We start from the raw sequence: 25,826 nt of genomic DNA, 5'->3' as shown, positions 1-25,826 counted from the left end.
ATGAGTTACGTAATCGGGATAGATTTGGGTACGAGCGCCGTAAAGGTGCTTCTCGTTGATAAGAACGGCACGGTGGCTGGGGAAGCATCCCGCAGCTACCCGCTGTTCCATGAACACACCGGCTGGAGTGAGCAGCGTGCAGATGATTGGGTTGAAGGAACGGTAGAGGCGTTGAGAGAGCTGACATCCGCTGCAGGCATAGATGCCGGCAAGATTGAAGGAATTAGCTTCTCCGGTCAAATGCATGGACTTGTGCTGCTCGATGGCGATGGCAATCCGATTCGCAACGCTATCCTTTGGAACGATACTCGTACGACGGGACAATGCCGCGACATTGAGCAAAAGCTTGGCGACAAGCTGCTTAGCATTACGCGCAATCCTGCTCTGGAGGGCTTTACGCTCCCTAAGATCCTTTGGGTGCGCGAGAATGAGCCGGAAGCCTTTGCGAAAGCAAAGCTGTTCCTTCTTCCGAAGGATTACCTGCGTTATCGGTTAACGGGCGAGTTGCATATGGATTATTCCGATGCGGCAGGCACGCTGCTGCTTGACGTAGCTGGAAAAGCCTGGAGCGGCGAGGTGCTTGAAGCATTTGAGCTTCCAGCGAGCTTCTGTCCGCCATTAGTGGAATCCCACGGCCTGGTCGGTAACTTATTGCCGGAGTTCATCGAAAGTACCGGACTCCCGGCCACTACGAAAGTGTTTGCCGGCGGTGCCGACAATGCATGCGGAGCGATTGGCTCGGGCATTCTGTCCGAAGGCTTGACGCTGTGCAGCATCGGTACTTCAGGTGTCATTCTCTCGTACGAGAATGACAAGTCGAAGGACTTTGCGGGCAAGGTTCATTTCTTCAACCACGGCAAGGAAGACTCTTTCTATGTCATGGGCGTTACACTGGCTGCAGGCTATAGCTTAAGCTGGTTCAAGAAAACATTCGCGCCAAACGAATCCTTTGACCAATTGCTTGAAGGCGTTGGCGGCGTGAAGCCGGGAGCAGGCGGACTGCTGTTTACTCCGTATCTCGTCGGAGAGCGTACTCCGCATCCGGATTCCGTTATCCGTGCAAGCTTTATCGGCATAGACGGCTCGCATGAGCGGATTCATTTTGCCCGTGCGGTTATGGAGGGCATCACGTTCTCGCTTAATGAGTCGGTTGATATGTTCAGGAAAGCGGGCAAAAAGGTCGACACCATCATTTCGATCGGCGGCGGCGCTCAGAATCCGGTTTGGCTGCAAATGCAGGCAGACATCTTTGATGCGAAGGTCGTTTCGCTTGCGAATGAGCAGGGGCCGGGACTCGGTGCGGCTATGCTGGCAGCCTACGGCTCCGAATGGTTCGAGAGTTTGGAAGCTTGCGCGGACAAATTCGTGAAGCATGCGGAATCGTATTCTCCGAATCCAGAGGCAGTTGCTGCTTATGCGGGTATCTTCAACGTATATCAGCAGGTTTACGAGCAAACCAAATCACTGAACGAAGCATTGGCGCCATATCGCGGATAAATAGCAAAGAGCGGCTTGTCTCAACAGAGACAGACCGCTCTTTTTTTGTTATTTTCAAAAAGCCGCTGCTTGAAGGTTTAAGGTGTCAAGAAAGAATGAAGCAGCGATTAGTGCTTATAGCTGCTCCAAATCATTTCCGGCCGTACCCCCAGCTCGCCTGCGATTAGCTCCGCGGTTAGGCGTTGGGGCTTTTTTATTTTGCCATTGCGAATTTTGGAAATTGTCGTTAAGGAGATCAGGGTTGATTGCGCGAGCGAGGTGACGGATATGTTTTTGCTCAGCATGAGCATGCGGAGCTTATAGGAGGGATCCTCGTCTTGGTTGTTCACATTCAGAGACGTAAGAATGACGACGAAGTTTTTGAAGCTGCGGTTCCCGTTATAGAAAGGCTGAATTACCGCTTCGGCGCTGTAATAGCGGTCTCCGAGCTTGAGCTGAAAATCAACGGCTTCATCCGTGCGGTTGTTTTTGGCATAGTCGAGCACTCGCTTGAGCTTGCTTCGGTCATGCTCGGCGACAAGGTCGAATATCAACTTGTTCACGTACGAAGACGAGGGCTGCTGCACGGGAGCATAATAATGCTTTAGGCTTAAGATGCTGTATCGTTCGTTGATGAGGGACGATATCATTATTTTTTTGTGAGTGATATATTCATCAATCCACTTGGCTTCGCGCATATCCTTGCAGATCAGCACATAGACGGTTTGCTCGCCCATTTGCAGCTTACGGCATGTGAGACGGACATCGGCGGGCTGAGAGGCTTTGGTTACCAGCTTGCATTCCAGAAGTGGAGAAATAGCGAAATCATCTGACAGCAGGTGAATAGCTTGATCGAAGGTCAGGCCGTTTTCCTCAGTTGAGATGAGAGAAGAAGGGTCAAGCAGCATAAGATCTGATTTCTTGAATCCGGAAAAAACAGCAAAGGCTTGATTGACATCGCGAATGGACCAACGGGATTCGTCGGACTCGATGATAAGCATAGGATCTGAAAGCAAATAAAATAAATGATTCATCGGTGACACCCTCCCATCGAATCACGTATGCAGCATACGCGTATGTAATGATTATGTCATAAAACCTAACATAATCATATAGTTAGTTGTGACTATATCTTGTCATGCGTTTTTAATGCATAGTACATAATTGATTCATAGCTGGGCAAGCTATCCCAAACGCTAGAAAGGATGATCGGACATGCCCAGCAATTCCGCATTACTATTTGATTTCAATGACGCTCAAAGCGCTGCATTGGCCTGCGATACGCTTAGGGAGCTCGGCTATGAGACGGTTCTCCATGATGGAAGCCGCATGCATGTCCACACTGCGGGAAGCGACCTGACCTCGGCGCTTGAGATCGTCCAGTCGCATGGTGGACAACTGGTGGATCACGCTCAAATTGATGCCGATGCCGTTACGGGCAGCGCGTATTCACTAGATGCAATTGCGATTCCGGCCCATCTTGTCAATGAGGATTGGATAGACGGAGATCAGACGCTAGTTGATGATGAAGAACTTCGCAACCGCGACGAGGACGCGGACTGCCGTGACGAATTTCTTCCTGATCCAGGCACCTATGATCATTTCTCGGGAGATGTTCGGATCTAATCCTATTGACCTCCGGCATCTAACCTTTCTGAATAACAGCCGGTAAACGGCAAAAAAGGCTGTCCAATGTCTGAAGACATTAGCGACAGCCTTTTGCATGTGCAGTTATAGTACCGCATGTAGTCCTGCCGTATAGCCTGTGGAGAATGCGGCAGTAATGTTGTAGCCTCCGGTATATCCGTGAATGTCGAGAATTTCTCCGCAGAAATAAAGGCCGTTCATCAGCTTCGACTGCATCGTTTTTGGATCTACTTCCTTCAGGTTGATGCCTCCGCCCGTTACGAACGCATCTTCTATTGAAAGCGAGCCGTACACCCGAATCGGGAAATGCTTGATGAGCTGCGAGAGGGCAAGCCAGTCCTGCTTTGGAATGTTGTCATAGGTGAGGCTGTCGGGCAAACCTGCCTTCAGGAGCAGAAGCGGAATCATTTTTTCGGGCAAAATGCCTTTTAGCACGTTTTTAATCGTTTTTTTGGATTCGTTCTCGGCAAGCAGCAGCGTCTCCTGGTACACCTCGTCTTTGCTTTTGTCTGGCATGAGGTCGATCGCTACTTCAATATTGCCCGTGCCGAATTGCTTGAGCGCTTTGACGACAAACTGGCTGCACCGCAGCACGATGGGGCCGGAAATACCGAAATGCGTGAACAGCATATCGCCGTGATGCTTGATCAGCTGCTTTCCCTTCGGACTCCAGACGGACAGCCCTACATCCCTTAGGGAGAGGCCCTGCAGCTCCTTGCTTACGATAAAAGGCTCGTTCGATGTAAGTGGCACCTCCGTTGGGAAAAGCTCGGTAATCGTATGGCCCGCTTTTTCCGCCCAAGCATAACCGTCTCCGGTTGAACCGGTCTGCGGAACCGATTTGCCTCCTGAAGCGACGATTACGCTTTTGCTGCTGAAGTTTTCACCAGATTTTATGCGAACACCAGTCACTCTTCCGCCTGCATACATGATATGATCGACAGGAGCGTTCAATATGATTTTGACGCCTTGCTTGCGAACCTGATTAATTAACGTATCGACTACCGTTTTTGCTTTGTCTGACACGGGGAACATCCGACCGTTATCCTCTTCCTTGAGGGCAATGCCGAGGTTCTCGAAGAAAGCAATGATATCCTTGTTGTTGAAATTGGAAAAGGTGCTGTGCAGAAAACGCCCGTTTCCCGGAATATGCTTGATCAGCTCATCCAAATCCTTGTTATTCGTTACATTGCATCTGCCTCCGCCGGAAATGCCGAGCTTGCGGCCTAGTTTCTCGCCTTTGTCGAGAAGAAGCACTTTCGCTCCTTCCTTGCTTGCGGCTATGCTGGCCATTAGTCCGGCGGAGCCGCCGCCTATTACAATTGCATCATATTGCATCGCTATCCACCTGCTATATTATTAGTAGGTTCTATCATACCACAAAAGAAAGGCGGCGTTCGGATGCTGCGTGAGGAATGGGTAATTATAGGAGCCAAAGGGGCGTCGCTATATGTTAGGGGATGGACGCCCGTTACGGGCAAGCCGAAGGCCGTTGTTTGCCTGATACATGGTATGGGGGAGCATGGCGACCGCTACGGCCATGTTGCTGCCCGATTCGTCGAGGCGGGAATTGCGGTAGTTGCACACGATCAGCACGGTCATGGACGATCGTCGGGCAAAAGAGGGCATTTGCACTCGCTAGGCGCAGCAGCAAGCGACGCTGGTTTAGTCATTGAGTCCGCTGCCGAACGTCACCCTGGTCTTCCTATCTTTTTGTATGGACACAGCATGGGCGGCAATGTCGCCATTAATTGCGCGCTGCGACTACGTCCCCGCATTCAAGGTCTTATATTGACCAGCCCCTGGCTGCAGCTGGCCTTCAAGCCTCATGCGGCGGTAGAGTGGCTTGGCCGCAAGCTGGCTGCTTTCATGCCGGCACTGCAGCAATCGACAGGTCTGAAGCCCGCTGATCTGTTCCGCCCCGGCTACGAGCATGCTGCGGCGATTGTAGGCGATCCGCTCTGCCATACCCGGATCACGCTTCGCACCTTTAAGGAAATAAGCGATGGAGGCGAGTGGGCGCTTGCCAATGCGTCGAGCCTTCACGTGCCAATGTTGCTTCTGCACGGCACATCCGACCGCGTCACTTCAATCGGAGCAAGCGAGCAGCTAGCGGGTGTGCTTGGAGACATTTGCAGCTTTAGGCGATGGGAGGGCGGGTACCATGAGCTGCATAATGATATCGAAGGGGAGCGGACGATAGGCGAGCTTATTTATTGGATAGAAGAACAATTGTAAATACATGTATTTTGTGTTTTAATCGGAATAATAGGATTATATTTATGATAACGCTTTATTAAATAATAGATAATTAAATATGTGGCATGCATTCGAGGCGCGGCAGGGGGAACCGATCGTTGTGTTAAAGGAATTGCTGTTACAATTTATCGTGTCCTTGGTACCCGTATTTGCTTTCCAGCTTTGGTTCAACAAAGAGCAAAGCTGGAAGGGAATGCCGGCATTTATGGGTATTTTATGCGGTCTGTCTATGATACTGTGCATGTTGACAGCCACGACCGTATTTGGCTATGAAGCCGACTTTCGTCTGATTCCCTATTTGATAGGCGCTCTTTACGGAGGCGGGCCTACGCTAATCTTGTTAACGCTCTTATACATAGGCATTCGAATTCCGATGCTTGACAGTATGTGGGAAATAATTAGCTTCAGCATATTCGTTGTCGTATTCGTTCCGATCATCCTTATGGCTACTCGACGCTTTCAACGCATTTCTTCCGATCGCAAAAAAATAAAAGGGCTTCTGATCATGTCGGGTATGATGCTATTCTACTCGATTACGATCATAGGCTTCATCTCGATCATAGAGGAAAAATGGTCGCCTATCATGCTGCTTGTGCTGTTAATCTCTACGTCAGCGACATTGTTTGCGACTTGGTTGTCTATATTTATGATTGAGAATGTAAGGGAGAAGCAGCAGCTGTTTGACGAAGTGAAGCATTTATCCGTCAAATACCGCAACGAAGTCGAGAAGCTGCAGCAGTTTATTGATGAAACCTCCTTTGGCGTTATCATCGTGGATGGGGATGGAGCGATTACGCATTTTAATGAAATTGCCAAAACCTTACTTAGCCTGAAGCCCAAATACATAGGGGCAAGGGAGCTGCTCGGCACTTCCTTCCCACTCGTATTCCAAAGCGGTGAAGGCGAAACCTACGTGAATTTGCTTAATCAAGCGCTAAGCGGGGAGAAATCATCCCAGATTCCTTTGGTTAGCGGTGAAAAAATGCTGCTGCTGACCACTATTACGCTTCGCATGCCGCTCGATGAGCAAAATTCGGGAGCCGCCTTGATTGCTCAGGACGTAACGGAGCTGCGCCATCTTCAGGATGAAGTAGGGCGGATGGAGCGGCTAAGCTTGGTTGGCCAGATGGCTGCCAGCATTACGCATGAGATTCGCAACCCGATGGCGGTCATCCGCGGCTTTGTTCAGCTCATTCAGGAGCGCAGCCCCAAAAGCCATGAGGAATATTTCCGCATTGTAATCGAGGAACTGGACCGCGCGAATATGATTATTAGCGATTTTTTATCACTTGCCCAGAATCGGGCGCTTATTATGGAGCCTTCGTCACTCCACGATATTATTAATGAGCTTGTACCGCTGCTTAATGCCGATGCGAATTTGCGTGGACAATTGCTCGAAGTCAGTCTGTGCGAGGATATGCCGCTGCTTATGATGAATAATAGGGAGATTAAGCAGCTGTTCCTTAATCTCGCTCGCAATGGGATGGAGGCGATGGGGAATAAAGGTTCGCTTCATATAAGCACCCGTTGTCTCGGTGATAAAGTCGAGCTTCGAATTGAAGACCAAGGCATAGGCATTCCGCCTGAACAAATGAAGCATTTGTTCGAGCCTTTTTTTTCAACGAAGACTCAGGGAACGGGGCTGGGACTTCCATTGTGCCTAAGCATAGCCGAGAGGCATAATGGCTGCATTGACGTAGAATCACGCGAGGGTGAAGGAACAACGTTCATTGTAACGTTCTTTTTATCCCGGGTGCTGGCAAGCTAAATGAAGGAGAATGGCTGCGGTCAACATCATCTTACGGGGATTTATAAGGAAGCGCCTGCCTGCGCATACTACCTAAGAAGGATAACCGTCTCATGCGGTTAGATACGTTCTAGGGAGGAGGCATTGGCAATGACATCTAATAATGAGAACAAAGGACGTTCTGCGGAGCAAGCAGAGCAGGAAGCAAAAAATAAGGCGGGCAGCGGTGAACAGCCCGAATCTGCTGCATTTGACAAAAAGCTGGACGGACCTAACCGTCCTTCCGTTTAGGACGGTGGGATCGATGGCTGAGGGCGAGCAAGAAGAGAGCCGGCAAGTAGACGACCCGGCGCTCGATCCGTACGAGATTGCGTTTCTTCCGCAGTTTCGCGAGGGAAGAGGCAATCGTGCTCCATTCGTGAACAAATATGGCGTAATCATTGGCGACCATGTATATGAATCTCCGGATTCTCCTTTGTCGCAATGGAGTGTGGAGACGGATCCAGCCGTCATGGCTGGTGATGAATGGATACATCCGTTCAAAGATATAGGATTTCTGACAGCCGAGAACCGTGATATATTCGAAGAAGGCTTGCCGCCGCAAGGGGGAATATTTACTCACCCTGACAAAAATGCATCACACGGATTGGATGAGTCTAACGAGTCCCGCGACTGAATAGAAAAAGAACAGCCGGAGCGAGTGCGCTCCGGTTGCTTTATTTTGACTACGGACGGTATAATAGTAGCTAAAATAAAGTAATTAAAGGAGTGTGTTTCGATGTCGATGTCATTCGAACGATACATGTTAGATATGGTGCAGCCTATGCGGGACGATCTTACTCGCATCGGTATCCAGGAGCTTCGCACACCTGAGGAAGTAGAAGAAAAATTGCCTCATGCTAAAGGCACGGCGCTTGTTGTCGTGAACTCGGTTTGCGGTTGCGCAGCAGGCCAATGCCGTCCAGGCGTTGCGGATGCGCTGCAGCATGATATTACGCCGGATCATTTGTATACGGTATTTGCCGGTCAAGACAAAGAAGCAACAGCCAAAGCTCGCGAATATTTTGCACCATACCCGCCTTCCTCCCCTTCCATCGCTTTGATGAAAGACGGAGAGCTTGTACACTTTATCGAGCGCCACCAGATCGAGAATCGCTCCGCAGCAGACATTGCCGCTGATCTTTCGGACGCTTTCGATCGGTTCTGCCGCTAATTTAGGAAGGTGACTATGAGCTTACAACAAGAAATTATTGAGAGATTGGGCGTTAAGCCAGAAATTGATCCTGCAGCCGAAATTCGGGCTCGCGTTGATTTCTTGAAGCAATATGTAACCCAGTCAGGTACGACTGGGTTGCTGATTGCGATAAGCGGAGGCATTGACAGCGCGGTTGCAGCTGGTCTTTGCAAGCAGGCAACGGATGAGCTGAGTACAGAAACCGGCAAGGATTATATGACGCTGGGTGTGTTCCAGCCCTATGGCGATCAATCGGATATAGCTGACAGCTACGCCGTTGCGGAAGCGTTCAAGCTGAAGCATCGCGCGGAGACGAATATTGCGGAAGCGGTCGACGAGATCGCAATCGAAGTGGAGCACAGCTTCAAGTCGCTCGGTATTCCTCGCCATTTGAGCCGCGGAGGCAAAGGAAACGTAAAGGCAAGAACGCGTATGGTTATGCAGTACGCGCTTGCGTTCGATCTGAACCTGCTTGTAGTCGGAACAGATCATGCTTCCGAAGCGATCACAGGCTTTTATACCAAATGGGGCGATGGTGCGGTAGATGTGACACCGCTCAGTACCCTTAACAAGCGTCAAGTGCGTCAGCTGGCCTCGCATATTGGCGTGCCGCAAAGCGTGCTGGATAAAGCGCCGACAGCTGGGCTTTGGGATGGACAAACCGACGAGGATGAGCTTGGCATCACCTATGGTGACAATAGCGATTACCTCGAAGGCAAGGAAATCGGTGCTGAAGCGCGCGAGAAGCTTGAGAAGCAATATGTGAAAACCGAGCATAAGCGGTCCCCGATTCCGGGTATCTAAGCTGCAGCTTACGTAAGCTTGCAACACAACATACGGACTGTCCAGCCACCGATCAATCGGAGCGGGACAGTCTTTTTTATTACAAGTCTTGTCCAAAAAGGGATTTGGAAGCTTTCTTGTTTGGAAGCTTTCTTGTCAGCAAGCCGAATCAGCATCTTTGGTGCGCACGGAGCGGGGGAAGCGCAGAGCGTGAATGCAAGAATAAGTTACCTAATTGCAGCATTAACGACGATGCTCCTTGGATATGGCTCAAGGCGGTACGCCGAAAGTCTTCCCGCATTCGTTTCGGTGCATATGGGCGATGCGCTTTGGGCAAGTATGGTTTATTTCGGTATTCGCATGCTTGGCGCTTCAGTGAGCTTGAAGCGGTCAGCGCTGCTGAGCTTCTTATTTTGTTTTGGCATCGAGTTCTCTCAGCTGTACCAGGCTGAGTGGATAAACGCGATCCGGGGAACTACAATCGGCGCGCTAGTGCTTGGAAGCGGTTATTTGACGGTGGATTTGGTTCGTTATTCAGCAGGAATCGGAATTGCGATGTTATTGGACCGCTTACTGCTGCAAAAACGAAAAACATGAATACGGAGGGTTGCAGGAGCATGCCGAATCAGAACCTATTAGAGGAGGGGCTCGCCATCCTCTCGCAGTGCAAGCAAGAAACCGGAGACATATGGCATGCGCATTATGGGGCGGCAGCGATCGCCGGTTATTTTTTTGCCCAAGAGCATGAAGGGGACGGGATACTTTCTCAAGCGATTGTTTCGCAAACGGAGGCTATGCTGAACAAGCATGGCACAGCCTCCCTATATGTGAATAGCGAGCGATGCGAGCCTGCTTATGCGGAATCGACCATTTTGGCTGCTTTGGAACAAACGATTGACGAGCTCCACTGGGTCGGTCATAACGTTATTTACAGCGCGGTTAGCCTGATAGCGATCCGCGAGCTGCAGGGCTGGGGAACGGAAGAACAGATAAGCGGCTTATCCGAGCTGGTCCTCTCTTTCCGGAAGACCATTCCCGGGCGTTCATGGATCGGCTATAGCGTAGCGGAGGTAAAGAGGCTGGATTTGTCAAGCATGGATCAGCTTCAGCTCCCACGGGAGCCTAAGGAGCTCTCCGCGTACGTGCTGGAACAGCTGGCAGCCTTCTCCATCATATATGAGGCAGAATCACATCATGACCTTATCGGTCATATGCTGACGTTCTCCCATGCATTGAATCTCCTATACGATATGGGGCATCGCTCCTTTTTTCAGAGGGGACAGCTGCCGCTGCGCAGGCTGGTTAACGTTTTACAGGCAAGCCACCATCTCAAACCAGGCGAGGCCATTAAGCTTTACTCGGCTGTTGACCGTATTCCACTGGAGCCCGCTGAACGATCGGAGTATTTGCCTACCGAGCTTGGCTATTGGGAGAAGGGGCGTAGCAAGAATGAGTGGGATTTCGGACATGCTTTTAAATTCCCATTCAGTTTTTATGATCATTTGAAGCGAGCAGGCAGCGATGAAGCGCGATTCATCGAAAAATTCCGGTACATCATTGGTCGTTAAGCGGCTGATTTGAAAACTTGGCCGGGCAGCAGCTGGAAATGAAAGGACGGTTGTCAGTTTTGGGCGAGGCGTTTACAATGTGTAAGGAGAAAATAGATGAATTGTTTAAGCAGGGAGTGCGACAGTCTTGTCACCTAGTGTTATTGCTTCAGCTTCGCTTTCCTCTTTTCGTTTCCGCTTAATTACGCTGCTGCTTGTTGTTGTAATTGCGGGAATGAGTCAAGGACTGCTGCTTCCGCTGCTATCCATTATGCTGGAGGATTCGGGCATTTCCTCCGATCTTAATGGCATTAACTCGGCTGCGATGTATATTGGCATTTTCTGTACAATGTTTTTCGTGGAGAAACCGGTGCTTCGTTTTGGCTACAGAAATGTAATCATTGCCGGAATCGCGCTGGTGACGCTCGCCAGTCTTTTATTTCCATTCACCCATTCGCTGTCGGTATGGTTTATGCTTCGGATGCTGGTCGGCGTGGGCGACAGTTCGCTGCATTATGCGACTCAGCTCTGGATCGTAAGCTCCAGTCCCGCGAATAAGCGAGGAAGGTATATTTCCTTATATGGGATGGCGTACGGACTGGGTTTTAGCCTAGGACCGCTCGGCATCAATTTGCTTCCGCTGGGAAGGGCGGTTCCGTTTGTTGTTTCCTGCTGTTTCTTCAGTGTCGTGCTTTTACTCGTACTGCGCATGAAGAACGAGCTGCCTGAGCGCCATGTCGGCGACGCCGCAGCGGAGAACCGTTTCGTTAGAACGTACCGCGTCGCATGGTTCGTACTGATCCCAGGTTTTCTGTACGGCTTGATGGAAGCATCAATGAACAGCAGCTTCCCGCTCTATGGCTTGCGGATCGAGCTTAGCCAGCACTGGATTTCCCTGCTGCTGCTCGCATTCGGGGCAGGCAGCCTGCTGCTTCAATTGCCGCTTGGCATTTGGAGTGACAGAATTGGCCGCAAGCCGATCTTGATCGCTTGCGGCATCATAGGGTCGCTGGTATTTTTCGCTGTGCCTGCGGCAGGAAGCAACGTGGCTTTATTGTTTGTCTTATTCGCAATCGCGGGTGGTGTGGTGGGGTCGTTCTATTCACTCGGTTTGGCGTATGCGGCGGATATATTGCCGCGTTCCATCATGCCGGCAGCGAACGTCATTGCATCCATTCATTTCAGCATTGGCAGCATCATGGGACCGACGCTTGGCGGTTACGGCATCCGTTATTTATCGTTGCACAGCATCTTCTTGTTTCTTGGAGCCGCTTTTCTTGCTTTCGCGATGCTTGGGTTCCGCTTTCGTCCGAAGGAACGGACGGAAGAAGCGGCATGAAGCCTATTTGAACGGCAAAAGGACGCCTTGTCTAGAGGCGTCCTTTTCACCATGCCGGTCACTTATATTTGTTCTCGCTTGAGGAGCTTTGCTTCGTTTCTTCTTTGCGCTTCTCGTCTTTCACCTGGATGTTCAAATCCTCGACCGGAATCGGATCGACTGTCTGCTGGCTCTTGAATTTATCGAACAAGCTTTCGTTCTCAGTGGGGTACTGCTCGGGATGGTCACGCTTGCCTTTCCTCGAAACGCCGTCTGCATCCTTCTCGAATTCATTCATGCTTGCTCACCTCGTTTTATCGAATTTATGATTTAATTACCCAAACGGCGAGCTAGCCAAACAATTGAATGTCCCATGAATTACATGCTTATTTTATTTTGTTGGATTCGTTAATCGGCGAGTACAATGCTGTGCAGAAAATAGTCGAAACTCGATTTCACTCGATAGATGAGAGAGACCGGTGAAGTTCAGCCGTTTCTTGCTCTTGCAGCTGTCATTGACTTGCTTGATTAGCTTCTATTCGCCATGCCATGTTTGGTTCTCACCTTGAAGGGGTATAAATAGACCGATACCAAATTTACCATACGAGGAGGAAGTTATATGTCAGAAATCAACCATGTCGTGGATAAAGATGGAGAGCTGGAGATCGGAAAAATCGATCAAACATTGGATCGGATGGACTCGGATAAAAAGGAAGAGATTTTGCAAAACTTCGAACAATTCAAAGGTTATCTTGCCAAACGAATCGAGCTTGCCGAGAATATCGGCTTAAACGAGGAGCAGTTGGCTTTGGTCGCACAGAAGGTAGCCGGTTATCTGGCAAAGCACGAGGAGCCGCGCAACCGGGAAGAAAAGCTGCTGCAGGAGCTATGGAAGGTCGGCAACGAGGCAGAGCAGCATAAGCTGTCCCATCTGCTCGTGAAGCTGGCTCAAGCTAAGGCGTAAGCAAGAGATAAAGAAGGCTGTCTCCGAGGGTTTATTAACCCAGGAGACAGCCTTTTGTTTTTTGAAGCACGTTCTGTGAGGGGTTGATCTAGTCGGAAGAAACGAACTCACTGTTTTGGCCCTTGTACCAGGCAAGAAAAGCATCGGCTACAGCAGTGCCGGCTAGTCCATTCGGATGCGGATCGTTATTCGGGCTCATGTACGCCGCCTGTACGAGCTGGTCCTGCGGCTCCGGCTGTCCAAGCACCTTTGCGATGTCGAAGATGCCTGACACGCTGTCTGCGGCTGTATGGCGGATCCAGTCGTTGACGGTACGCCACACAATCTCCTGGCCACCCTCAAAGTTGAAAGCCGGCAGCGTGCATAACCAAAGCTTGCAGCCTGGCTTATTGCTTTGCAGCTGCTTAATAACGGAGCGGAGATCGGCAACTAATTGCTCCGCGCTGCGATTGGCCGTGCCGATATCATTAACGCCGAGGCAGATCACAACCTCGTCGCCCTGCTTCGCTTTGGATAGCCAGGCGCTTTCATTAGTCAGATCATATGCGCGGGACCAGCCGCTTCCTATATTCCAGACGCCAACCTCCGGACCGAGTCCGGCTGCGATCTTTGCTGCCCAGAAGGCGTATCCGTCCTGCTCTGTCCTGACGCCTTGCGTAATAGAGTCCCCGAGAAAGACGATATGCTTCGATACCGGTTTCTTATAGACGAGCAGGGAAGGGAGCACTTGACGGTTGCCTGCCGGAACGAAGCCTTCTCCCGCGGCTTGCGCAGCATGGCCGCCTTCCGCCTCATAGGCGCTTGCGAGCAAGCTCTCTGTATTATAGGGAAGCCCGTTCATCGGGCCATCTATCGTTATGGTCCAGCTGAATGCCAGAAAATGTTGGTCGGGTATATGAACCGTGACGGAGTCGCTCCAGAACTGCTCGCCCTGCTCCACATTTCGCGAGGTTTCTCCCTCAAACGTTAGGGTGCGCTCGCTGCCCGCAATCATACTTCCGTCCGGTAGAGGACCGCCATCTGCGACGACGCATTGTTCAATGCGCCAACGCCCTCCATGATCGTTAGCCCTCGATTCAGAGCCGTCTGCCCAAGTCGAATCGACCGTGTTGCTATGCCATAGCTTTATTGGAAGCTGGCCGAATTCCCGGGGACGAATATAGGTACGGAAGGTTATGGTTGTTTTGTGCTCCGGCCTCCACATAAAGTTAGCTGCACTTGATAGTGCGGTTAGTGATGTCCATTCCTTAAGCAATGACTTCAGCTCCTATATATGTATTTCGGATTAAAGGGATCATTTCTTTCAACCTATCATGATTTGATAGGGAACACAACGAGAGGTTTCAAAGGCTAGCCATATTAGATATGATAAGAAGAAAACGATGCCATGGAAGGGGAACTGAACAATGAGCTATATAGCTAGGCAAAATGAGATCATGCTCCGAATTGCAGCAGCAGCGCAGCAGCTTCCCGTGTTAAGCAGCGGTCTTTGGTTCCATCACGATATCCGCGATAACTTCTATTATGCGTCCTATCTCTTTGCCGCAGCAGAAAATCAGCAGGGACAAGTTTCAATCGGCTCGGCAGCTGCTAAGCAAACGGCTGAGGCCGTGCTGCTTGCGGTTCTAAATCTACAGGACAAGGAGCAAGGCAGCGCCACCTACGGTCATTGGCCGCTGAATCTAGGCGCCGATCCGCGCGAAGCTGCTCCGAATCCTCTGCCCGTTGAGCTGATGGGGAGCCTGATGGCTTATTTTGTTAACCGCTACGGCTCTCGGTTAAGCATGCCGCTGCAGGAAGCTTTCGCTTCTGCATTGAAGCATGTCTATCAAAGCAGGTTCTATCTGCAAACCAATGTTTTCGGCCACCATGACGCCAAGTACACATCCGCCAAGCTTATATTCGGCCAACTGTTCGATGACAGCGCTCTGCTTGAGGACGGAGCTCGCAATCTGAAGCGTACGCTTGCCCATATTCGCAGCCAAGGCATGTCTGAGTACAATAGCTTGCCTTGGTTCTGGCACTGGGTGCAAGCCTTTACATGCGCTTGGCAATTGATAAATGACCGATCCATAAAGCAAGAGCTGGCCGACATGCTGGATTTTCTGTGGCTGGAACGGGCGAGCTTCTATTTGAAGGGCGCTTTTGTCGGCGCCCATTGCCGTGCGCAGAGACATGATATTCCGCTGGATAGCAATGTACTGCATGACTATGTGCAATTCGGTGATTTCGCACTGCCTGCCGTGATGCCTAGAACCGAATATGCCGGTTTTTTGTTTTATGAGGCATCATCAGGGACGCGAAGCATAGCGATGAATCGCACGGAGCCCGCAGAGGTCAAAAAACGCATTGCGAAGCAAGCGGAAGCAGGCGCTTCAACGCTTCACAGCTATGCGTATATCACGAATGATTATGCCGCAGGAGGCATGTGGGAGCGTTCCTCGGAATTCGATAACGAGCAGCATCGCTGGGACATTTCACTGCCTTTAAGCAAGCAGGCCGGCGTGAACCAAGCTTATTTCTTCCATCCTTCGGATTTGAATGCAAAGGAAGACCCGAGGCATCAAACGGGGCATTCAGAGGTTTTATTTTACAGAAATACGATTATGGCTCTTTATTCTATCCCAAATGGAACATTGGATCGTATATGCGGCATATTGCCGCCAATCGAATGGTTGCAAGAGCCAGGCATGCTGCTTGGTCGGTCGAAGCAAGTATACTTTGTTGTTTACAGCATGCAACCCTGCGAGCTTGAACGAGAATCTGACAGGGTCAGCGTGTCAAGCAGCGGGCAGCATAATGGTGTTGTTATCGAGGTAATCGGCGCGGAGGAAGCGCAGCTCAGGGGCTTGAACGGCTTTGAGGCATTCGCATCAGCGGCTAGAAGCAGAAAGCCGGAATGGTCTGCAGTCGATAGCTTGAATGTACGCTATATAACCGGCGATCATGTCGAACTTATGCTTGATATGGATGGGAATGGCGGCGCAGAAAGAAATATAAACGGGCAAGCCGTCGATTTCACGCAATATACGATATAAAAAGGAATTAAAGAAAAAGAGCAGGTTATCGAAAAGATAACCTGCTCTTTTTTTGCATAAAAAAGAAAAAAAGACCGGACAATCCATGTGTCAAAATGCATCTTGAGCCGCACTCCATTGCTGGTGTAACGGTTTGGTGAATGCGGCGTGCAGGCACTCCCGTTAAACGTTTCTAATCCAGTGTAACGAGTGAATGCGATTGCGCCGCTGCTGTACGATATTTCTCCCGGCAGGGCAGAGCCGACAAGCGGAACTGAAGCTAGCCCCAGTAGTACGACTGCGAATATGAATAAAAGTTTTAGAGAAAATAACGAAGACAATATCCGTTCATTTTCGTTTATTTTTGAAGCGCTGCTGTAGACCGCACTCTCAATATGTCATTTTCATAATGGTATTTGGTATCTCATCCACCCATTCATCATCCATGTCATAATCATCAGTTTTATGTCAAAATCATGATCAATCGCAGGGTGTAAACTTAAATCGGTCTCGTCCTCTAATTTATCCACTATAATGGGTAGCATAACTTCATAGCTATGGATGGCAAAAGGGGCAGACGATATGGGATTTTTCATGAATGCTTCGCTTCAGAAGAAAATTATTTTTTTAATGCTGCTGCTATATGTGCCGCTTCCGCTGCTTGGCCAGTTCTGGTATGAGAAATCATACAAAGCAATTAAGGAGAATGCGATCGGCTCAAGCTACCAGTTAGTGAATCAGGTAAATGATCATTTGGACACGTATTTTAAGGAGATCCAGCGGTTAATGTACCCGGTTCTGGTCAATGACTTGACCTCGGATTTCTTAAACGGGAGGATGGCGGATTCCTTTGAACGCTTCAGGCTGTCCGAGCAGGTAGAGCGCAAACTGCTGAATCCCCTTATGACCAATAGAGAGGATATCCACGGCGTTTCGCTGGTTTCCGGCAAAGGCATTGCTGTCTCCACCTCCAGCTTTATGTCGGCAGAACGAAGGTTTGCTATCTATGATAAGCGGATGAAGGACATAGGCAAGTTTGTCATTATGGGACTGGAGCACGAAGAGGAGGGCCCAACCTTTCTCACGATGGCGATCAAATTCAGCAGCTTGAATTATGGCGATGAGGATAGGGGCATGCTGATCGTCGATTTGAAGCTGGATGAAGTGATTAACATTACCCAGAATGTCCGGATCGGCAAAACAGGCTATATATGGATCGCTGATCCCGAGCAGAAAACAGCCTATCATCCGAGCGGCTACGGAGCAGAAACGAGCATACCGGAGCATTACCTCATGGAAATGGGAGACCAGCGTCGCGGGACATTTACGATGCCTACGGATGAAGGAAACAAGCTGGTCGTATTTTTCCGCTCCGACAGTACCGGGCTAACCTTGTTCTCCGAGGTTCTCCTCGATGAGCTCAATTCCTCGCTGCTGAAGGTAAGCCGAATATCTACGTTCGTTTCATTATTCTTATTTTTTCTTGTCATGGTCGTTGCAAGCGCAGTCATGTACTCACTTAGCAACTCCCTGCTAACGCTGCTGCGATTGATGAAGCGGGCAGAGCTGGGCGAGCTTAGCGCACGTGCTCCGGAGAACAAGAATGCCGAGATAGGCAGCCTTTACCGCGGCTTCAATAAGATGGTGGGGGAAATCAAAAGGCTGGTCGAGATCGTTCACGTATCGGAGCTTAGGGAAAAAGAACTCGAGGTGAAGCAGAAGGAGGCGCTGCTGCATGCGATGCAGGCCCAAATTAATCCCCACTTCCTGTACAATACACTCGAATTCATCAACTCCAGCGCGATTGTCGAAGGAAATGACAAAATCAGCCGCATGATTGTATCTCTTGGAGATATGTTCCGTTACAATGTGCAAAATCCGAATGATAGGGTTACTTTATGGGATGAGAAGCAGCACATCGACGCGTATCTATCCATTCAAGCCGAGCGTTATGAATCATTGGCCTATTCGGTTGAGCTGAAGCCGGAGCTGGGTAACCGCGTGTTGTCCGTCCGTTCCATGCTGCAGCCGATCGTGGAGAACAGCTTCAAGCACGGCTTTCAAAAGCATAAAATACCGCCGAATTACGTCCGCGTATCCGTTACGGAGACGGCTGATGGCTGCTTGGTTACCGTGGAGGACGGGGGCAAGGGCATGACGGATGAGGTGCTTGACTCCTATAATCAGTTGTTCGATATGCCTATCAAGGAGCTGATGGAGCACAAGCCCTCGTCAGAAAATAAAAAGTCTATCGGATTGCTGAACGTGCATACTAGAATACGATTGCTGTTCGGAGAGCCTTATGGGCTGTTCATCGCCGCATCAGGCGCAGACGGTACCAGTATTGATATTTTGTTGCCCGTCAAGCTAGAACACCATCATGATGGAAGCAAAGGAGACGGCCATGAACTACCGAATTCTTCTCGTTGACGATGAAGCGATGAGCAAGAAAAGCTTATATAAAATTTTGACTGGCGCGAACGCAAGCTACCAAATCATCGGGGAAGCCTCTGATGGGGAGGAAGCGCTGCTAATAGCTCGGCGCGAGCTGCCACATATGGTTATAACCGATATCAGCATGCCGGTTATGGATGGCATCGAGCTCATACAGCGTCTGCGTGAGGATGGCCATGATATGGATATTATTATTTTGTCAGGCTACGGCGAGTTTGAATACGCGCAGGAAGCGCTGCGGCATGGCGTCGTGGATTATATTCTGAAGCCGATGAAGCCGGAGCAGGTGCTCGGGCTGGTAGCCAAGCGATTCGAGCATTTTATGAAATCCAGACAGACTGCCATCATTAAAAATCAATTAATCGCACCGATCAGCTCGGCGGCAGAGCGGATCGGCCATGAACTGTGGATTGCCAATGAGCCGGGCATGCGTCAAGAGATGAACCGCCTCTTTGGGCTGATGGACGATAATGGGGTCATGCAGGATGAACGCATATCGCTGCTGCGCGATGCGGCCTCCTTGATCCGCAACCGGCTGCAGCCGCAATTCCCGCACGAAGCGTGGGAATTTCCTTACGAGAGCCAAAGCTATGAACAAGCCTTGGGCTCTTTTGCGGGTTGGCTGGAGGGCCTGCTGAATGAAATCAGGGATAAGCGAAATTGGGGCAAGCGCGGCGTGATCCATCAAGCGATTGAATATATTAAGGCGAACTTTTCGGATTCCGAGCTCCATTTGGAGAAGGTGCTTGCCCCGCTCGGCATTTCCTCCACGCACTTCTATCATATGCTCATGGAAGAGACGGGCATGTCTTATATTGCCTACCTTACGCATATCCGGATGGAGCATGCCAAGGCGCTTTTGGAGCATAGCGATTTGAAAACATACGAGGTTGGCCAGCGCTGCGGCTACCCGGATTATCCTCATTTTACGAAGCGGTTCAAAAGGCAGATTGGCTTGTCGCCGTCGGAGTATCGAAAAAACATGCAGCATTTATGAGAGTTATGAAACCGCTAACATCGATAATGAAAACGACATACACGCGACGAAAATGCCATTTTATTCGAATTCCCGGTTGACTACAATGAATGGGCAAGCACAACTTTTACAAGGGGGATTCATCTTATGAAACGGCAAGCGGCTACACTGATGGCCATTCTGTTAAGCACCGCGCTGACTCTGTCAGCATGCAGCGGCAAGAACACAAACAACGTCGGCAGCACTCCGCAAGCAGGAGAAGGAACGCCAGGGAATACAGCTGCGGCTGGTACGGTAAACGAGTTCGGCTGGGAGCTTCCGGCTAAAACAACGAAGATTCACTTCTATCAGGCTGATCAGGGCAATCCCGACAAAATAAACAAAAAACAAGCAGCCTTTCATACCTATCTGCTGGAGAAGTTTAACGTGGATATCACGAGAAGCTCTTTGGACGTAGATCCGAAGGAAAAGCTGAATTTGATGCTCGTATCCGGCGATTACCCGGAGGTCATCGCCGCCATGGACGATTCCGCGATTTCGCAGTGGAAGGCTCAAGGCAAAATTATGGATTTGGCTCCGCTCGTGGATCAATACGGACCCAATATCAAAAAAGAGCTCGGCGCTCGTTACGAGTCCTACCTTGATGAAGACGGCAAGCTGTGGGGCATTCCACGCGGTTGGGGCTATCTGCCGATTCCGGACTTTACGGCCCATATCCGCTGGGATTGGTACCAGGAGCTCGGCGCTCCCGCCATCGAAACGCCTGAGGATTACTACAACGTGCTTAAGCAGATGGTGGCGAAGCATCCGACTAACGCGAACGGCGAGAAAACGTACGCGCTTTCATGGAATTCCGATGTGAACATCAACAATGCGCTTGGCTTCTGGGGACTGAAGGATGGCTACAAAGAGGATGCCGATAACAATTTGACCCACTGGCTGAATACGGACGAAGGCAAGCAAGCGGTCCTTTATTACAACCGATTTTTCCTTGACGGCATGATGGACCCGGATGCGTTCGTCAACAAGTTCGACGATTGGAGAATTAAATTTTCAAGTGAAAGAATTGCAGGGCATATCGGTCCTTGGTGGCAATCATGGAATGCCGGACATGAAGTATGGCTCAAAACGGATGCTGATTATAAAGAGGACAAGCGTTACGTACAGATTGCTTTTAAAGCGCCGGGTGCGGAGAAGGCTTACCTGTCGCCGAAGGACACGCATGGCTGGAACTACACGGTATTGACGGATAAAGCGCAGTCGCCGGAAGAAATCATTAAATTCCTTGATTTTATGATGACGCCAATGGGCACGCGCTTGCTTGGCTGGGGTATTCCCAATATCGAGGATTCATACTGGAACTATGAAGAGGGCGGCAAATGGTCGTTTAGCGAAACGACGAAGCAGTCGCTTCTTGACGGCAAGCTGGACTTCGAGAAAACGGAAGCCGCCAACGGCAGCAATTCGTTCTGGCTGGCTTATCCTCAGGGTCTGCTCAGCGATGACCAGAAGAGCACGGCTTGGTATGACCAGAACTTCATTCAGGATGACAAATGGAAAAAGCTTATGCATGAAAATGTTGGCGACTCGATCTACGACAGCACAGAGCGCCGCGTGAGCTTTATGAATGACAATCCGCTTACGATTAAAAACCAGCAAATCGAAGAGTTGATCAAAACCGGCTTTGCGAAGGCAGTCATGTCCAAGTCCGAGGCGGAAGCGGTCAAGAACTTCGACGAGCTGCGGGAAAAAGCGGTTAAGATCGGCCTTGCCGATATCGAGAAATACCGCACGGAGCAATATAAAAAGAACATGGCTTTGCTGAAATAAACCGAAGAGCTGGAGGGAAGCCGAATCATGAACTACCTTAGACGCTTTTCCAGAGAGAGACAAATTTGGCTGCTTAGCTTGCCGATTATCCTGTGGGTGCTGCTATTTGCTTATTTTCCCATGTACGGCTTAATCATTGCCTTTCAAAATTATATTCCCGGCCAGACGCTGTTTGGCAATTGGGTCGGCTTCGACAATTTTATCCGCTTCTTTCAAGAGCCTGATTTCTGGATGATTATGCGCAATACGATCGTTATTAGCTTACTGAACCTTTGTATCGGTTTCCCGGCGCCGATCATTCTGGCCTTGCTATTAAATGAGGTAAAGAACCGCGCGTTTAAGAAAACGATACAATCGTTGTCCTACATTCCTTATTTCATCTCTTGGGTTGTGGTAGCCAGCATTCTGTTTACGCTGCTTGGCAGCGACGGCATCATAAACGACCTGCTGCAGCGACTTGGCTTCATTCAGGAGCCAATCCTGTTTCTCGGTGAAGGAAAATATTTTTGGGCTATTATTACCTCGGGCAACCTATGGAAGGAAATCGGCTTTAGCTCCATCATCTATTTATCCGCAATAGCGGGAATCGACCGCGAGCAATATGAAGCGGGAAGAGTCGATGGGCTGGGACGCTTCGGGCTCATATGGCATATTACCCTGCCAGGGATACGGGCGACGATCGTCCTTCTGTTCATCCTGGCGCTCGGCGGCATCCTGAATGCAGGCTTCGAGCAGCAATTGCTTCTGGGTAGCCCAACGACCCGAGATTATCATGAGGTTATTGATACGTATGTCTACCGTTTCGGCGTGCAGCTTGGCAATTACTCCTACGGTACGGCAGTCGGCTTAATGAAAAGCTTAATCGGGCTTACGCTGGTGGTGCTCGCGAACCGGCTGTCGAAACGATTGATGCAAACCTCGATATTCTAGAAAGGAGCCTACAGGATGAACACACGATCCAAACCGGTATCTGAACGCGTTTTTGATGTCTTGAATATTACGGTCTTGCTATTATTTGGCGCAATGGTCGCCTATCCCTTTCTGAATTTGCTGGCCCTTTCCCTAAACGATGGGGCAGATGCCGCACGGGGCGGAATTTATATTTTCCCAAGGAAATTTTCGCTGGATGCCTATGTCCTGCTATCGCAAAACCATAAGCTGCTTGAAGGCTTCGGCTGGTCGGTGCTGCGCGTGATTGTGGGTACCTCCACCGCTTTGTTCGTGACGGGACTGCTTGCTTATATCGTAAGCATCCGGCATTTCTCCGGGCGCAAGTTTATGCGCATCCTGTTCCTCGTTACCATGTATTTTAACGGAGGGCTCATCCCGGTTTACCTGCTGATGGTTAAGCTTGGGCTGACAGACTCCTTTAACGTGTACTGGATTCCTACGCTGATCAGCGCCTATTTCATGCTGCTTATGGCCTCTTATATTTCGGAGCTGCCGGAAGCGCTGTTCGAATCCGCGAGACTGGATGGGGCAACGGAAATTACGATCTATATTAGGCTCGTAATTCCGATGTCGCTCCCCGTGTTCGCCGCCGTATTCATTTATGCCGCGGTGGGGCATTGGAATTCATGGTTCGATGTCATTCTGTATAATTCCAGCGGGCATTTCGATACCCTGCAGGTATACTTGCGGCGTCTGCTTCTGGAGGTTGAAGCTTCCCAGCAAATTATGGACCAGCAATTGATCTACCAGAAATTCAACAGCTTATCTCCGCTGACGCTGCGCGCAGCAACGACGATTTTGGTAACGGTGCCGATTCTGCTTGTCTATCCGTTCCTGCAAAAATACTTTATTGGTGGCCTGACGATCGGCTCTGTGAAAGGATAAACGGTGATGAATATGGCTTCAAGCAAGATAACGTTCCGCTCAAATGATGAGGCGCTGAACGAAGGATTTGAATGGGCGAAGGGACAGGCGCTGGCTTACGCACATGACGGCAGCGATCCCGTTGGCCTTTGGTATGAAGGGGCTTTGCCCGGGAGAGAAGCGTTCTGCATGCGGGATATTTCCCATCAAAGCATGGGCGCTTCCGTGCTGGGCCTGCAGGCACACACACGCAATATGATGCAGCGCTTTGCCGAGAATATCAGCAAGGGCAAAGATTACTGCACCTACTGGGAGATCACGGGCGATAACGAGCCAGCGCCGGTGGATTACGAGAATGACGATGACTTCTGGTACAATCTCCCTGCCAACTTTGACGTGATTGAGGCTTGCTACCGGCAATATTTGTGGACGGGTGACCGCTCCTATCTGGAAGATCCGGTTTTGCAAAACTTCTATCGCTTGTCGGTGACGGAGTACGTGAAGACATGGGATAAAGACGGCGACGGCATTCCGGAGTACTACGCTTCCTATGGACGAAGAGGGCTTGCGAGCTACAACGAGGCTGGGGATTATCCGAAGATCGGGGCCGATTTGATCGCGGTTATGATCGCAGGCTATCAAGCCTATGCCGAACTGGAAAAAAAGCTGGGTAACAACGAGCTTTATGCTGAATACTCGGCCAAGTCGGCACATCTCCGCCAGCAACTTGAACAGCAATGGTGGGATAAAGAAGGCGGCTGCTTCTTCGTTGCCCTGGGACATGATGGCGGCTTCTTCGCGGCAGAGTCCGGCGAGGGGCAATTTCTGCCTCTCTATTACGAAGCGATTGCGGATAAAGAGAAGCGGGAAGGCGCGCTTCGCAAGATGCATAAGCAAGGCGTCTCCAATGTGGAGGGCATGTCCTATTTGCCGGAGACGTATTATCGGTGCGGCGAAGACGGCGAGGGCTTGCGAAGCCTGAAGGCGTTGATGGACCCAGCGCTCGATCGTCGAGAATACCCCGAAGTGTCCTATTCTGCGGTAGGTGCGGTCGTTTCCGAGCTTATGGGCATTTCAGCGGATGGAGGCACAACAGTAGCAACGGTGTCGCGCTTGACCGAGGAGCTGGCTTGGGCGGAAATCTCGCAGGTTCCCGTGCTTGGAAGAATGGTTAGCGTGAAGCATACCGGCACAACGTCTAGCGCATTCACCAGCCTCTCTGGCGAAGCGCTTGTATGGCGGGCGGTGTTCCATAAGACGGCTGAAGCTCCGATTGAGTTGCGTCATAATGGTGAAATAATCGAAAGCGCAAGCGCCTATGATAAGCTTGGCCGTCCGTATGTGTATGCGGAGATTGCGGTTGCGCCTGGAGAGACGCATACCGTCTCGATCTCATAGGGAGCAGTGAATTTAGAGAAATGAGCCTTATGGAATACGGAGGAAGCATGCAGTGCGGCCGATAATCGGCGGCTGTATGCTTTTTTTGCTGATATAAATTTCTTAGGCTAGAGCTACCTCATAAGCAAGCCGCTAGCAGCGGAGAAATTCGAACTTTTCTCGCTCAGCGCGATGCGGCATGAAGGCCTTCACACATCGTTCACAGCTCAATAGCTCTAACGAGTCATGCGCAAAGCAACCTCCATTGATACAATTTGGACAGTTAATCCAAATCGATGGAGGTTGTTTTATCATGTTGTTGAAAAAGAAATTAGTGGGCGCTGCTCTTGCGGCCGTATTAACGTTTGGCGCGGCAGTCCCGGTATTTGCCCATGACGGATGGTCACAGACGAGTGCGCCGATCGTAGCGCCAAATCAAGTATCCTATGTGGAGATGATGTACGGAAACCACTCAAACGAGCATAAAAGCTATCGGATCGACGGGCAATGGGGGAGCACTTCTAAAGTGTTCGTAACGACGCCATCCGGTGTGAAGTCGGATATAACGGGCACTCGCTTCTATGCGGGAGAGCCGGCAACGGCGGAAACGCCAGCCCTTAACAACTATTTTGTAGCATCCTTCAAATCAAGCATTCCAGGCGCTTATATTATTTCGACGGAATCGGATAGCGTGTTCAAAGGTGCGGAAGCTGCAAGCCGCACGCTTCGCAGTGCGAAATCGTTCGTAGCGGTCAGCGACATTCCGGTTATTGAGCGCGTAAGCGCGCTTAAAGGCTTTGCTAAGCAAGTTAGCCCTGACCGTGCAGAGCTCGTGCCTGGATTTAACCCAGCGGCAGTGACGCCGGACGAAGCGGTGTCGATCCAGCTGCTATTGAAAGGCAAACCGCTTGCGGACACGGCTGTCGACGTCATTCGCCGCAGCAATTCGGAAGCGACGGAGCTGAAAACCGATGCGAAAGGCATCGTTACCTTTAAAACGGGGGCTGCCGATTATTACTTGGTTCGTGCCAAGCCCAGCACGACGGAAGCAAAGGAAGGCGAATACAGCACAACGAATTACGAAGCGACTCTGACCTTCACCGTTCAGAATAAATCGATTAAGCTGCCGGGTACGGCATCATCGGTTAAACCGCTCGTCTACGTCAACGGAAGCGTTGCGGCAGCGAGCAGCCTTGCCATTGATCAAGGAACGACAAAGGTAGATGCGGATTTTATCAAGAAAAATGTAGACGCAGCATATCAAGGCAAAGGATTGGTATCCCTCCGCTCGGCAGCTGAAGCGGCAGGCGCTGCCGTTGAATATTTCCCTGCGGTAGGCGGAAATCAAGCTGCGGTTGCGATTTACACGAAATAAGGCTGAA

The 25,826-nt window shown here is 50.3% G+C and carries 24 protein-coding genes; 20 read left to right on the top strand and 4 right to left on the bottom strand.

Annotated features, from left to right (window positions below; genetic code table 11):
* Positions 1–1,497 (top strand): xylulokinase, encoded by a 1,497-nt coding sequence (xylB, locus tag FHS16_RS04835; RefSeq protein WP_183559383.1) that lies wholly within the window; start codon positions 1–3, stop codon positions 1,495–1,497.
* Positions 1,498–1,604: 107 nt separating this feature from the next.
* Here xylB and FHS16_RS04830 read toward each other — a convergent pair whose 3' ends face one another.
* Entirely contained in the window at positions 1,605–2,510 is a 906-nt protein-coding gene (locus FHS16_RS04830) for a helix-turn-helix domain-containing protein (RefSeq protein ID WP_183559381.1), read from the bottom strand.
* Between the two features lie 181 nt (positions 2,511–2,691).
* Here FHS16_RS04830 and FHS16_RS04825 point away from each other — a divergent pair, with 181 nt between their 5' ends.
* Positions 2,692–3,102, top strand: a complete 411-nt coding sequence (locus tag FHS16_RS04825) for a hypothetical protein (protein WP_183559379.1) — start codon at positions 2,692–2,694, stop codon at positions 3,100–3,102.
* A 105-nt stretch (positions 3,103–3,207) separates the two neighbouring features.
* Here FHS16_RS04825 and FHS16_RS04820 read toward each other — a convergent pair whose 3' ends face one another.
* Positions 3,208–4,461, bottom strand: a complete 1,254-nt coding sequence (locus tag FHS16_RS04820; RefSeq protein WP_183559377.1) for a BaiN/RdsA family NAD(P)/FAD-dependent oxidoreductase — start codon at positions 4,459–4,461, stop codon at positions 3,208–3,210.
* A gap of 63 nt (positions 4,462–4,524) precedes the next feature.
* On the opposite strand from FHS16_RS04820, the gene FHS16_RS04815 reads away from it, so the two are divergent.
* The 9 genes from FHS16_RS04815 to FHS16_RS04775 all read left to right on the top strand — a co-directional run bounded on the left by FHS16_RS04815 (position 4,525) and on the right by FHS16_RS04775 (position 12,032).
* Positions 4,525–5,361 (top strand): alpha/beta hydrolase, encoded by an 837-nt coding sequence (locus tag FHS16_RS04815; protein ID WP_183559375.1) that lies wholly within the window; start codon positions 4,525–4,527, stop codon positions 5,359–5,361.
* 121 nt (positions 5,362–5,482) lie between these two features.
* Complete coding sequence (locus FHS16_RS04810) at positions 5,483–7,150, top strand: ATP-binding protein (protein WP_183559373.1); 1,668 nt, start codon at positions 5,483–5,485, stop codon at positions 7,148–7,150.
* Between the two features lie 129 nt (positions 7,151–7,279).
* Entirely contained in the window at positions 7,280–7,420 is a 141-nt protein-coding gene (locus FHS16_RS04805; protein ID WP_183559371.1) for a hypothetical protein, read from the top strand.
* 13 nt (positions 7,421–7,433) lie between these two features.
* On the top strand, positions 7,434–7,805 hold the full coding sequence (locus tag FHS16_RS04800) for a DUF3905 domain-containing protein (RefSeq protein ID WP_183559369.1): 372 nt from the start codon (positions 7,434–7,436) through the stop codon (positions 7,803–7,805).
* 102 nt (positions 7,806–7,907) lie between these two features.
* Positions 7,908–8,342 (top strand): BrxA/BrxB family bacilliredoxin, encoded by a 435-nt coding sequence (locus FHS16_RS04795; protein ID WP_183559367.1) that lies wholly within the window; start codon positions 7,908–7,910, stop codon positions 8,340–8,342.
* 15 nt (positions 8,343–8,357) lie between these two features.
* Positions 8,358–9,167, top strand: a complete 810-nt coding sequence (gene nadE / locus FHS16_RS04790; protein ID WP_183559365.1) for an NAD(+) synthase — start codon at positions 8,358–8,360, stop codon at positions 9,165–9,167.
* A 189-nt stretch (positions 9,168–9,356) separates the two neighbouring features.
* Positions 9,357–9,743: a ribosomal maturation YjgA family protein gene (locus tag FHS16_RS04785; protein ID WP_312890775.1), complete on the top strand. Its 387-nt coding sequence runs from the start codon at positions 9,357–9,359 to the stop codon at positions 9,741–9,743.
* Positions 9,744–9,763: 20 nt separating this feature from the next.
* Positions 9,764–10,714: a hypothetical protein gene (locus FHS16_RS04780; protein WP_183559364.1), complete on the top strand. Its 951-nt coding sequence runs from the start codon at positions 9,764–9,766 to the stop codon at positions 10,712–10,714.
* Between the two features lie 127 nt (positions 10,715–10,841).
* Complete coding sequence (locus FHS16_RS04775; protein WP_281378996.1) at positions 10,842–12,032, top strand: MFS transporter; 1,191 nt, start codon at positions 10,842–10,844, stop codon at positions 12,030–12,032.
* A 58-nt stretch (positions 12,033–12,090) separates the two neighbouring features.
* Here FHS16_RS04775 and FHS16_RS04770 read toward each other — a convergent pair whose 3' ends face one another.
* Entirely contained in the window at positions 12,091–12,309 is a 219-nt protein-coding gene (locus FHS16_RS04770) for a YczO family protein (RefSeq protein ID WP_183559361.1), read from the bottom strand.
* 321 nt (positions 12,310–12,630) lie between these two features.
* On the opposite strand from FHS16_RS04770, the gene FHS16_RS04765 reads away from it, so the two are divergent.
* Positions 12,631–12,975: a DUF3243 domain-containing protein gene (locus FHS16_RS04765; protein ID WP_183559360.1), complete on the top strand. Its 345-nt coding sequence runs from the start codon at positions 12,631–12,633 to the stop codon at positions 12,973–12,975.
* Positions 12,976–13,063: 88 nt separating this feature from the next.
* Here the strand turns inward: FHS16_RS04765 and FHS16_RS04760 are convergent, their stop codons facing one another.
* Entirely contained in the window at positions 13,064–14,230 is a 1,167-nt protein-coding gene (locus tag FHS16_RS04760) for an SGNH/GDSL hydrolase family protein (RefSeq protein ID WP_246431592.1), read from the bottom strand.
* A 151-nt stretch (positions 14,231–14,381) separates the two neighbouring features.
* Between FHS16_RS04760 and FHS16_RS04755 the strand changes: the two genes are divergently transcribed.
* From FHS16_RS04755 to FHS16_RS04720, 8 genes are all read left to right on the top strand, one after another.
* A complete protein-coding gene (locus tag FHS16_RS04755) occupies positions 14,382–16,013 on the top strand; it encodes a hypothetical protein (protein WP_183559357.1) in 1,632 nt (543 codons plus the stop codon).
* Between the two features lie 561 nt (positions 16,014–16,574).
* Positions 16,575–18,422, top strand: coding sequence for a cache domain-containing sensor histidine kinase (locus FHS16_RS04750; RefSeq protein WP_183559355.1), 1,848 nt, complete (start codon positions 16,575–16,577; stop codon positions 18,420–18,422).
* Positions 18,397–19,443 (top strand): response regulator transcription factor, encoded by a 1,047-nt coding sequence (locus FHS16_RS04745; RefSeq protein ID WP_183559353.1) that lies wholly within the window; start codon positions 18,397–18,399, stop codon positions 19,441–19,443. Before FHS16_RS04750 ends, FHS16_RS04745 begins: the two co-directional genes overlap by 26 nt.
* Positions 19,444–19,569: 126 nt before the next feature.
* Positions 19,570–21,252: a type 2 periplasmic-binding domain-containing protein gene (locus tag FHS16_RS04740; RefSeq protein ID WP_183559351.1), complete on the top strand. Its 1,683-nt coding sequence runs from the start codon at positions 19,570–19,572 to the stop codon at positions 21,250–21,252.
* 27 nt (positions 21,253–21,279) lie between these two features.
* Positions 21,280–22,182 carry an ABC transporter permease gene (locus tag FHS16_RS04735; RefSeq protein ID WP_183559349.1) on the top strand — a complete coding sequence of 301 codons (903 nt, stop codon included), beginning with the start codon at positions 21,280–21,282 and terminating at the stop codon, positions 22,180–22,182.
* A gap of 15 nt (positions 22,183–22,197) precedes the next feature.
* Positions 22,198–23,088, top strand: coding sequence for a carbohydrate ABC transporter permease (locus tag FHS16_RS04730; RefSeq protein WP_183559347.1), 891 nt, complete (start codon positions 22,198–22,200; stop codon positions 23,086–23,088).
* Between the two features lie 6 nt (positions 23,089–23,094).
* Positions 23,095–24,465, top strand: a complete 1,371-nt coding sequence (locus FHS16_RS04725; protein ID WP_183559345.1) for an MGH1-like glycoside hydrolase domain-containing protein — start codon at positions 23,095–23,097, stop codon at positions 24,463–24,465.
* Between the two features lie 292 nt (positions 24,466–24,757).
* Positions 24,758–25,819: a DUF4198 domain-containing protein gene (locus FHS16_RS04720; protein ID WP_183559343.1), complete on the top strand. Its 1,062-nt coding sequence runs from the start codon at positions 24,758–24,760 to the stop codon at positions 25,817–25,819.
* Positions 25,820–25,826 lie beyond the last annotated feature (7 nt).

The organism is Paenibacillus endophyticus (genome assembly GCF_014192395.1).
Taxonomy (GTDB): domain Bacteria; phylum Bacillota; class Bacilli; order Paenibacillales; family Paenibacillaceae; genus Pristimantibacillus; species Pristimantibacillus endophyticus.
The sequence above is the reverse complement of the archived record's forward strand: the minus strand, read 5'-3'. Positions and strand labels throughout refer to the sequence as shown.

Excerpts from the sequence above, each read along its gene's own strand:
- FHS16_RS04755 (WP_183559357.1), top strand. The coding sequence starts at position 14,382 with ATGAGCTATATAGCTAGGCAAAATGAGATCATGCTCCGAATTGCAGCA.
- FHS16_RS04745 (WP_183559353.1), top strand. The coding sequence starts at position 18,397 with ATGAACTACCGAATTCTTCTCGTTGACGATGAAGCGATGAGCAAGAAA.
- FHS16_RS04830 (WP_183559381.1), bottom strand. The coding sequence starts at position 2,510 with ATGAATCATTTATTTTATTTGCTTTCAGATCCTATGCTTATCATCGAG.
- FHS16_RS04825 (WP_183559379.1), top strand. The coding sequence starts at position 2,692 with ATGCCCAGCAATTCCGCATTACTATTTGATTTCAATGACGCTCAAAGC.
- FHS16_RS04725 (WP_183559345.1), top strand. The coding sequence starts at position 23,095 with ATGAATATGGCTTCAAGCAAGATAACGTTCCGCTCAAATGATGAGGCG.
- FHS16_RS04740 (WP_183559351.1), top strand. The coding sequence starts at position 19,570 with ATGAAACGGCAAGCGGCTACACTGATGGCCATTCTGTTAAGCACCGCG.
- FHS16_RS04765 (WP_183559360.1), top strand. The coding sequence starts at position 12,631 with ATGTCAGAAATCAACCATGTCGTGGATAAAGATGGAGAGCTGGAGATC.
- FHS16_RS04735 (WP_183559349.1), top strand. The coding sequence starts at position 21,280 with ATGAACTACCTTAGACGCTTTTCCAGAGAGAGACAAATTTGGCTGCTT.
- FHS16_RS04780 (WP_183559364.1), top strand. The coding sequence starts at position 9,764 with ATGCCGAATCAGAACCTATTAGAGGAGGGGCTCGCCATCCTCTCGCAG.
- FHS16_RS04820 (WP_183559377.1), bottom strand. The coding sequence starts at position 4,461 with ATGCAATATGATGCAATTGTAATAGGCGGCGGCTCCGCCGGACTAATG.
- FHS16_RS04770 (WP_183559361.1), bottom strand. The coding sequence starts at position 12,309 with ATGAATGAATTCGAGAAGGATGCAGACGGCGTTTCGAGGAAAGGCAAG.
- nadE (WP_183559365.1), top strand. The coding sequence starts at position 8,358 with ATGAGCTTACAACAAGAAATTATTGAGAGATTGGGCGTTAAGCCAGAA.
- FHS16_RS04720 (WP_183559343.1), top strand. The coding sequence starts at position 24,758 with ATGTTGTTGAAAAAGAAATTAGTGGGCGCTGCTCTTGCGGCCGTATTA.
- FHS16_RS04805 (WP_183559371.1), top strand. The coding sequence starts at position 7,280 with ATGACATCTAATAATGAGAACAAAGGACGTTCTGCGGAGCAAGCAGAG.
- FHS16_RS04815 (WP_183559375.1), top strand. The coding sequence starts at position 4,525 with ATGCTGCGTGAGGAATGGGTAATTATAGGAGCCAAAGGGGCGTCGCTA.
- FHS16_RS04750 (WP_183559355.1), top strand. The coding sequence starts at position 16,575 with ATGGGATTTTTCATGAATGCTTCGCTTCAGAAGAAAATTATTTTTTTA.
- FHS16_RS04800 (WP_183559369.1), top strand. The coding sequence starts at position 7,434 with ATGGCTGAGGGCGAGCAAGAAGAGAGCCGGCAAGTAGACGACCCGGCG.
- FHS16_RS04795 (WP_183559367.1), top strand. The coding sequence starts at position 7,908 with ATGTCGATGTCATTCGAACGATACATGTTAGATATGGTGCAGCCTATG.
- xylB (WP_183559383.1), top strand. The coding sequence starts at position 1 with ATGAGTTACGTAATCGGGATAGATTTGGGTACGAGCGCCGTAAAGGTG.
- FHS16_RS04730 (WP_183559347.1), top strand. The coding sequence starts at position 22,198 with ATGAACACACGATCCAAACCGGTATCTGAACGCGTTTTTGATGTCTTG.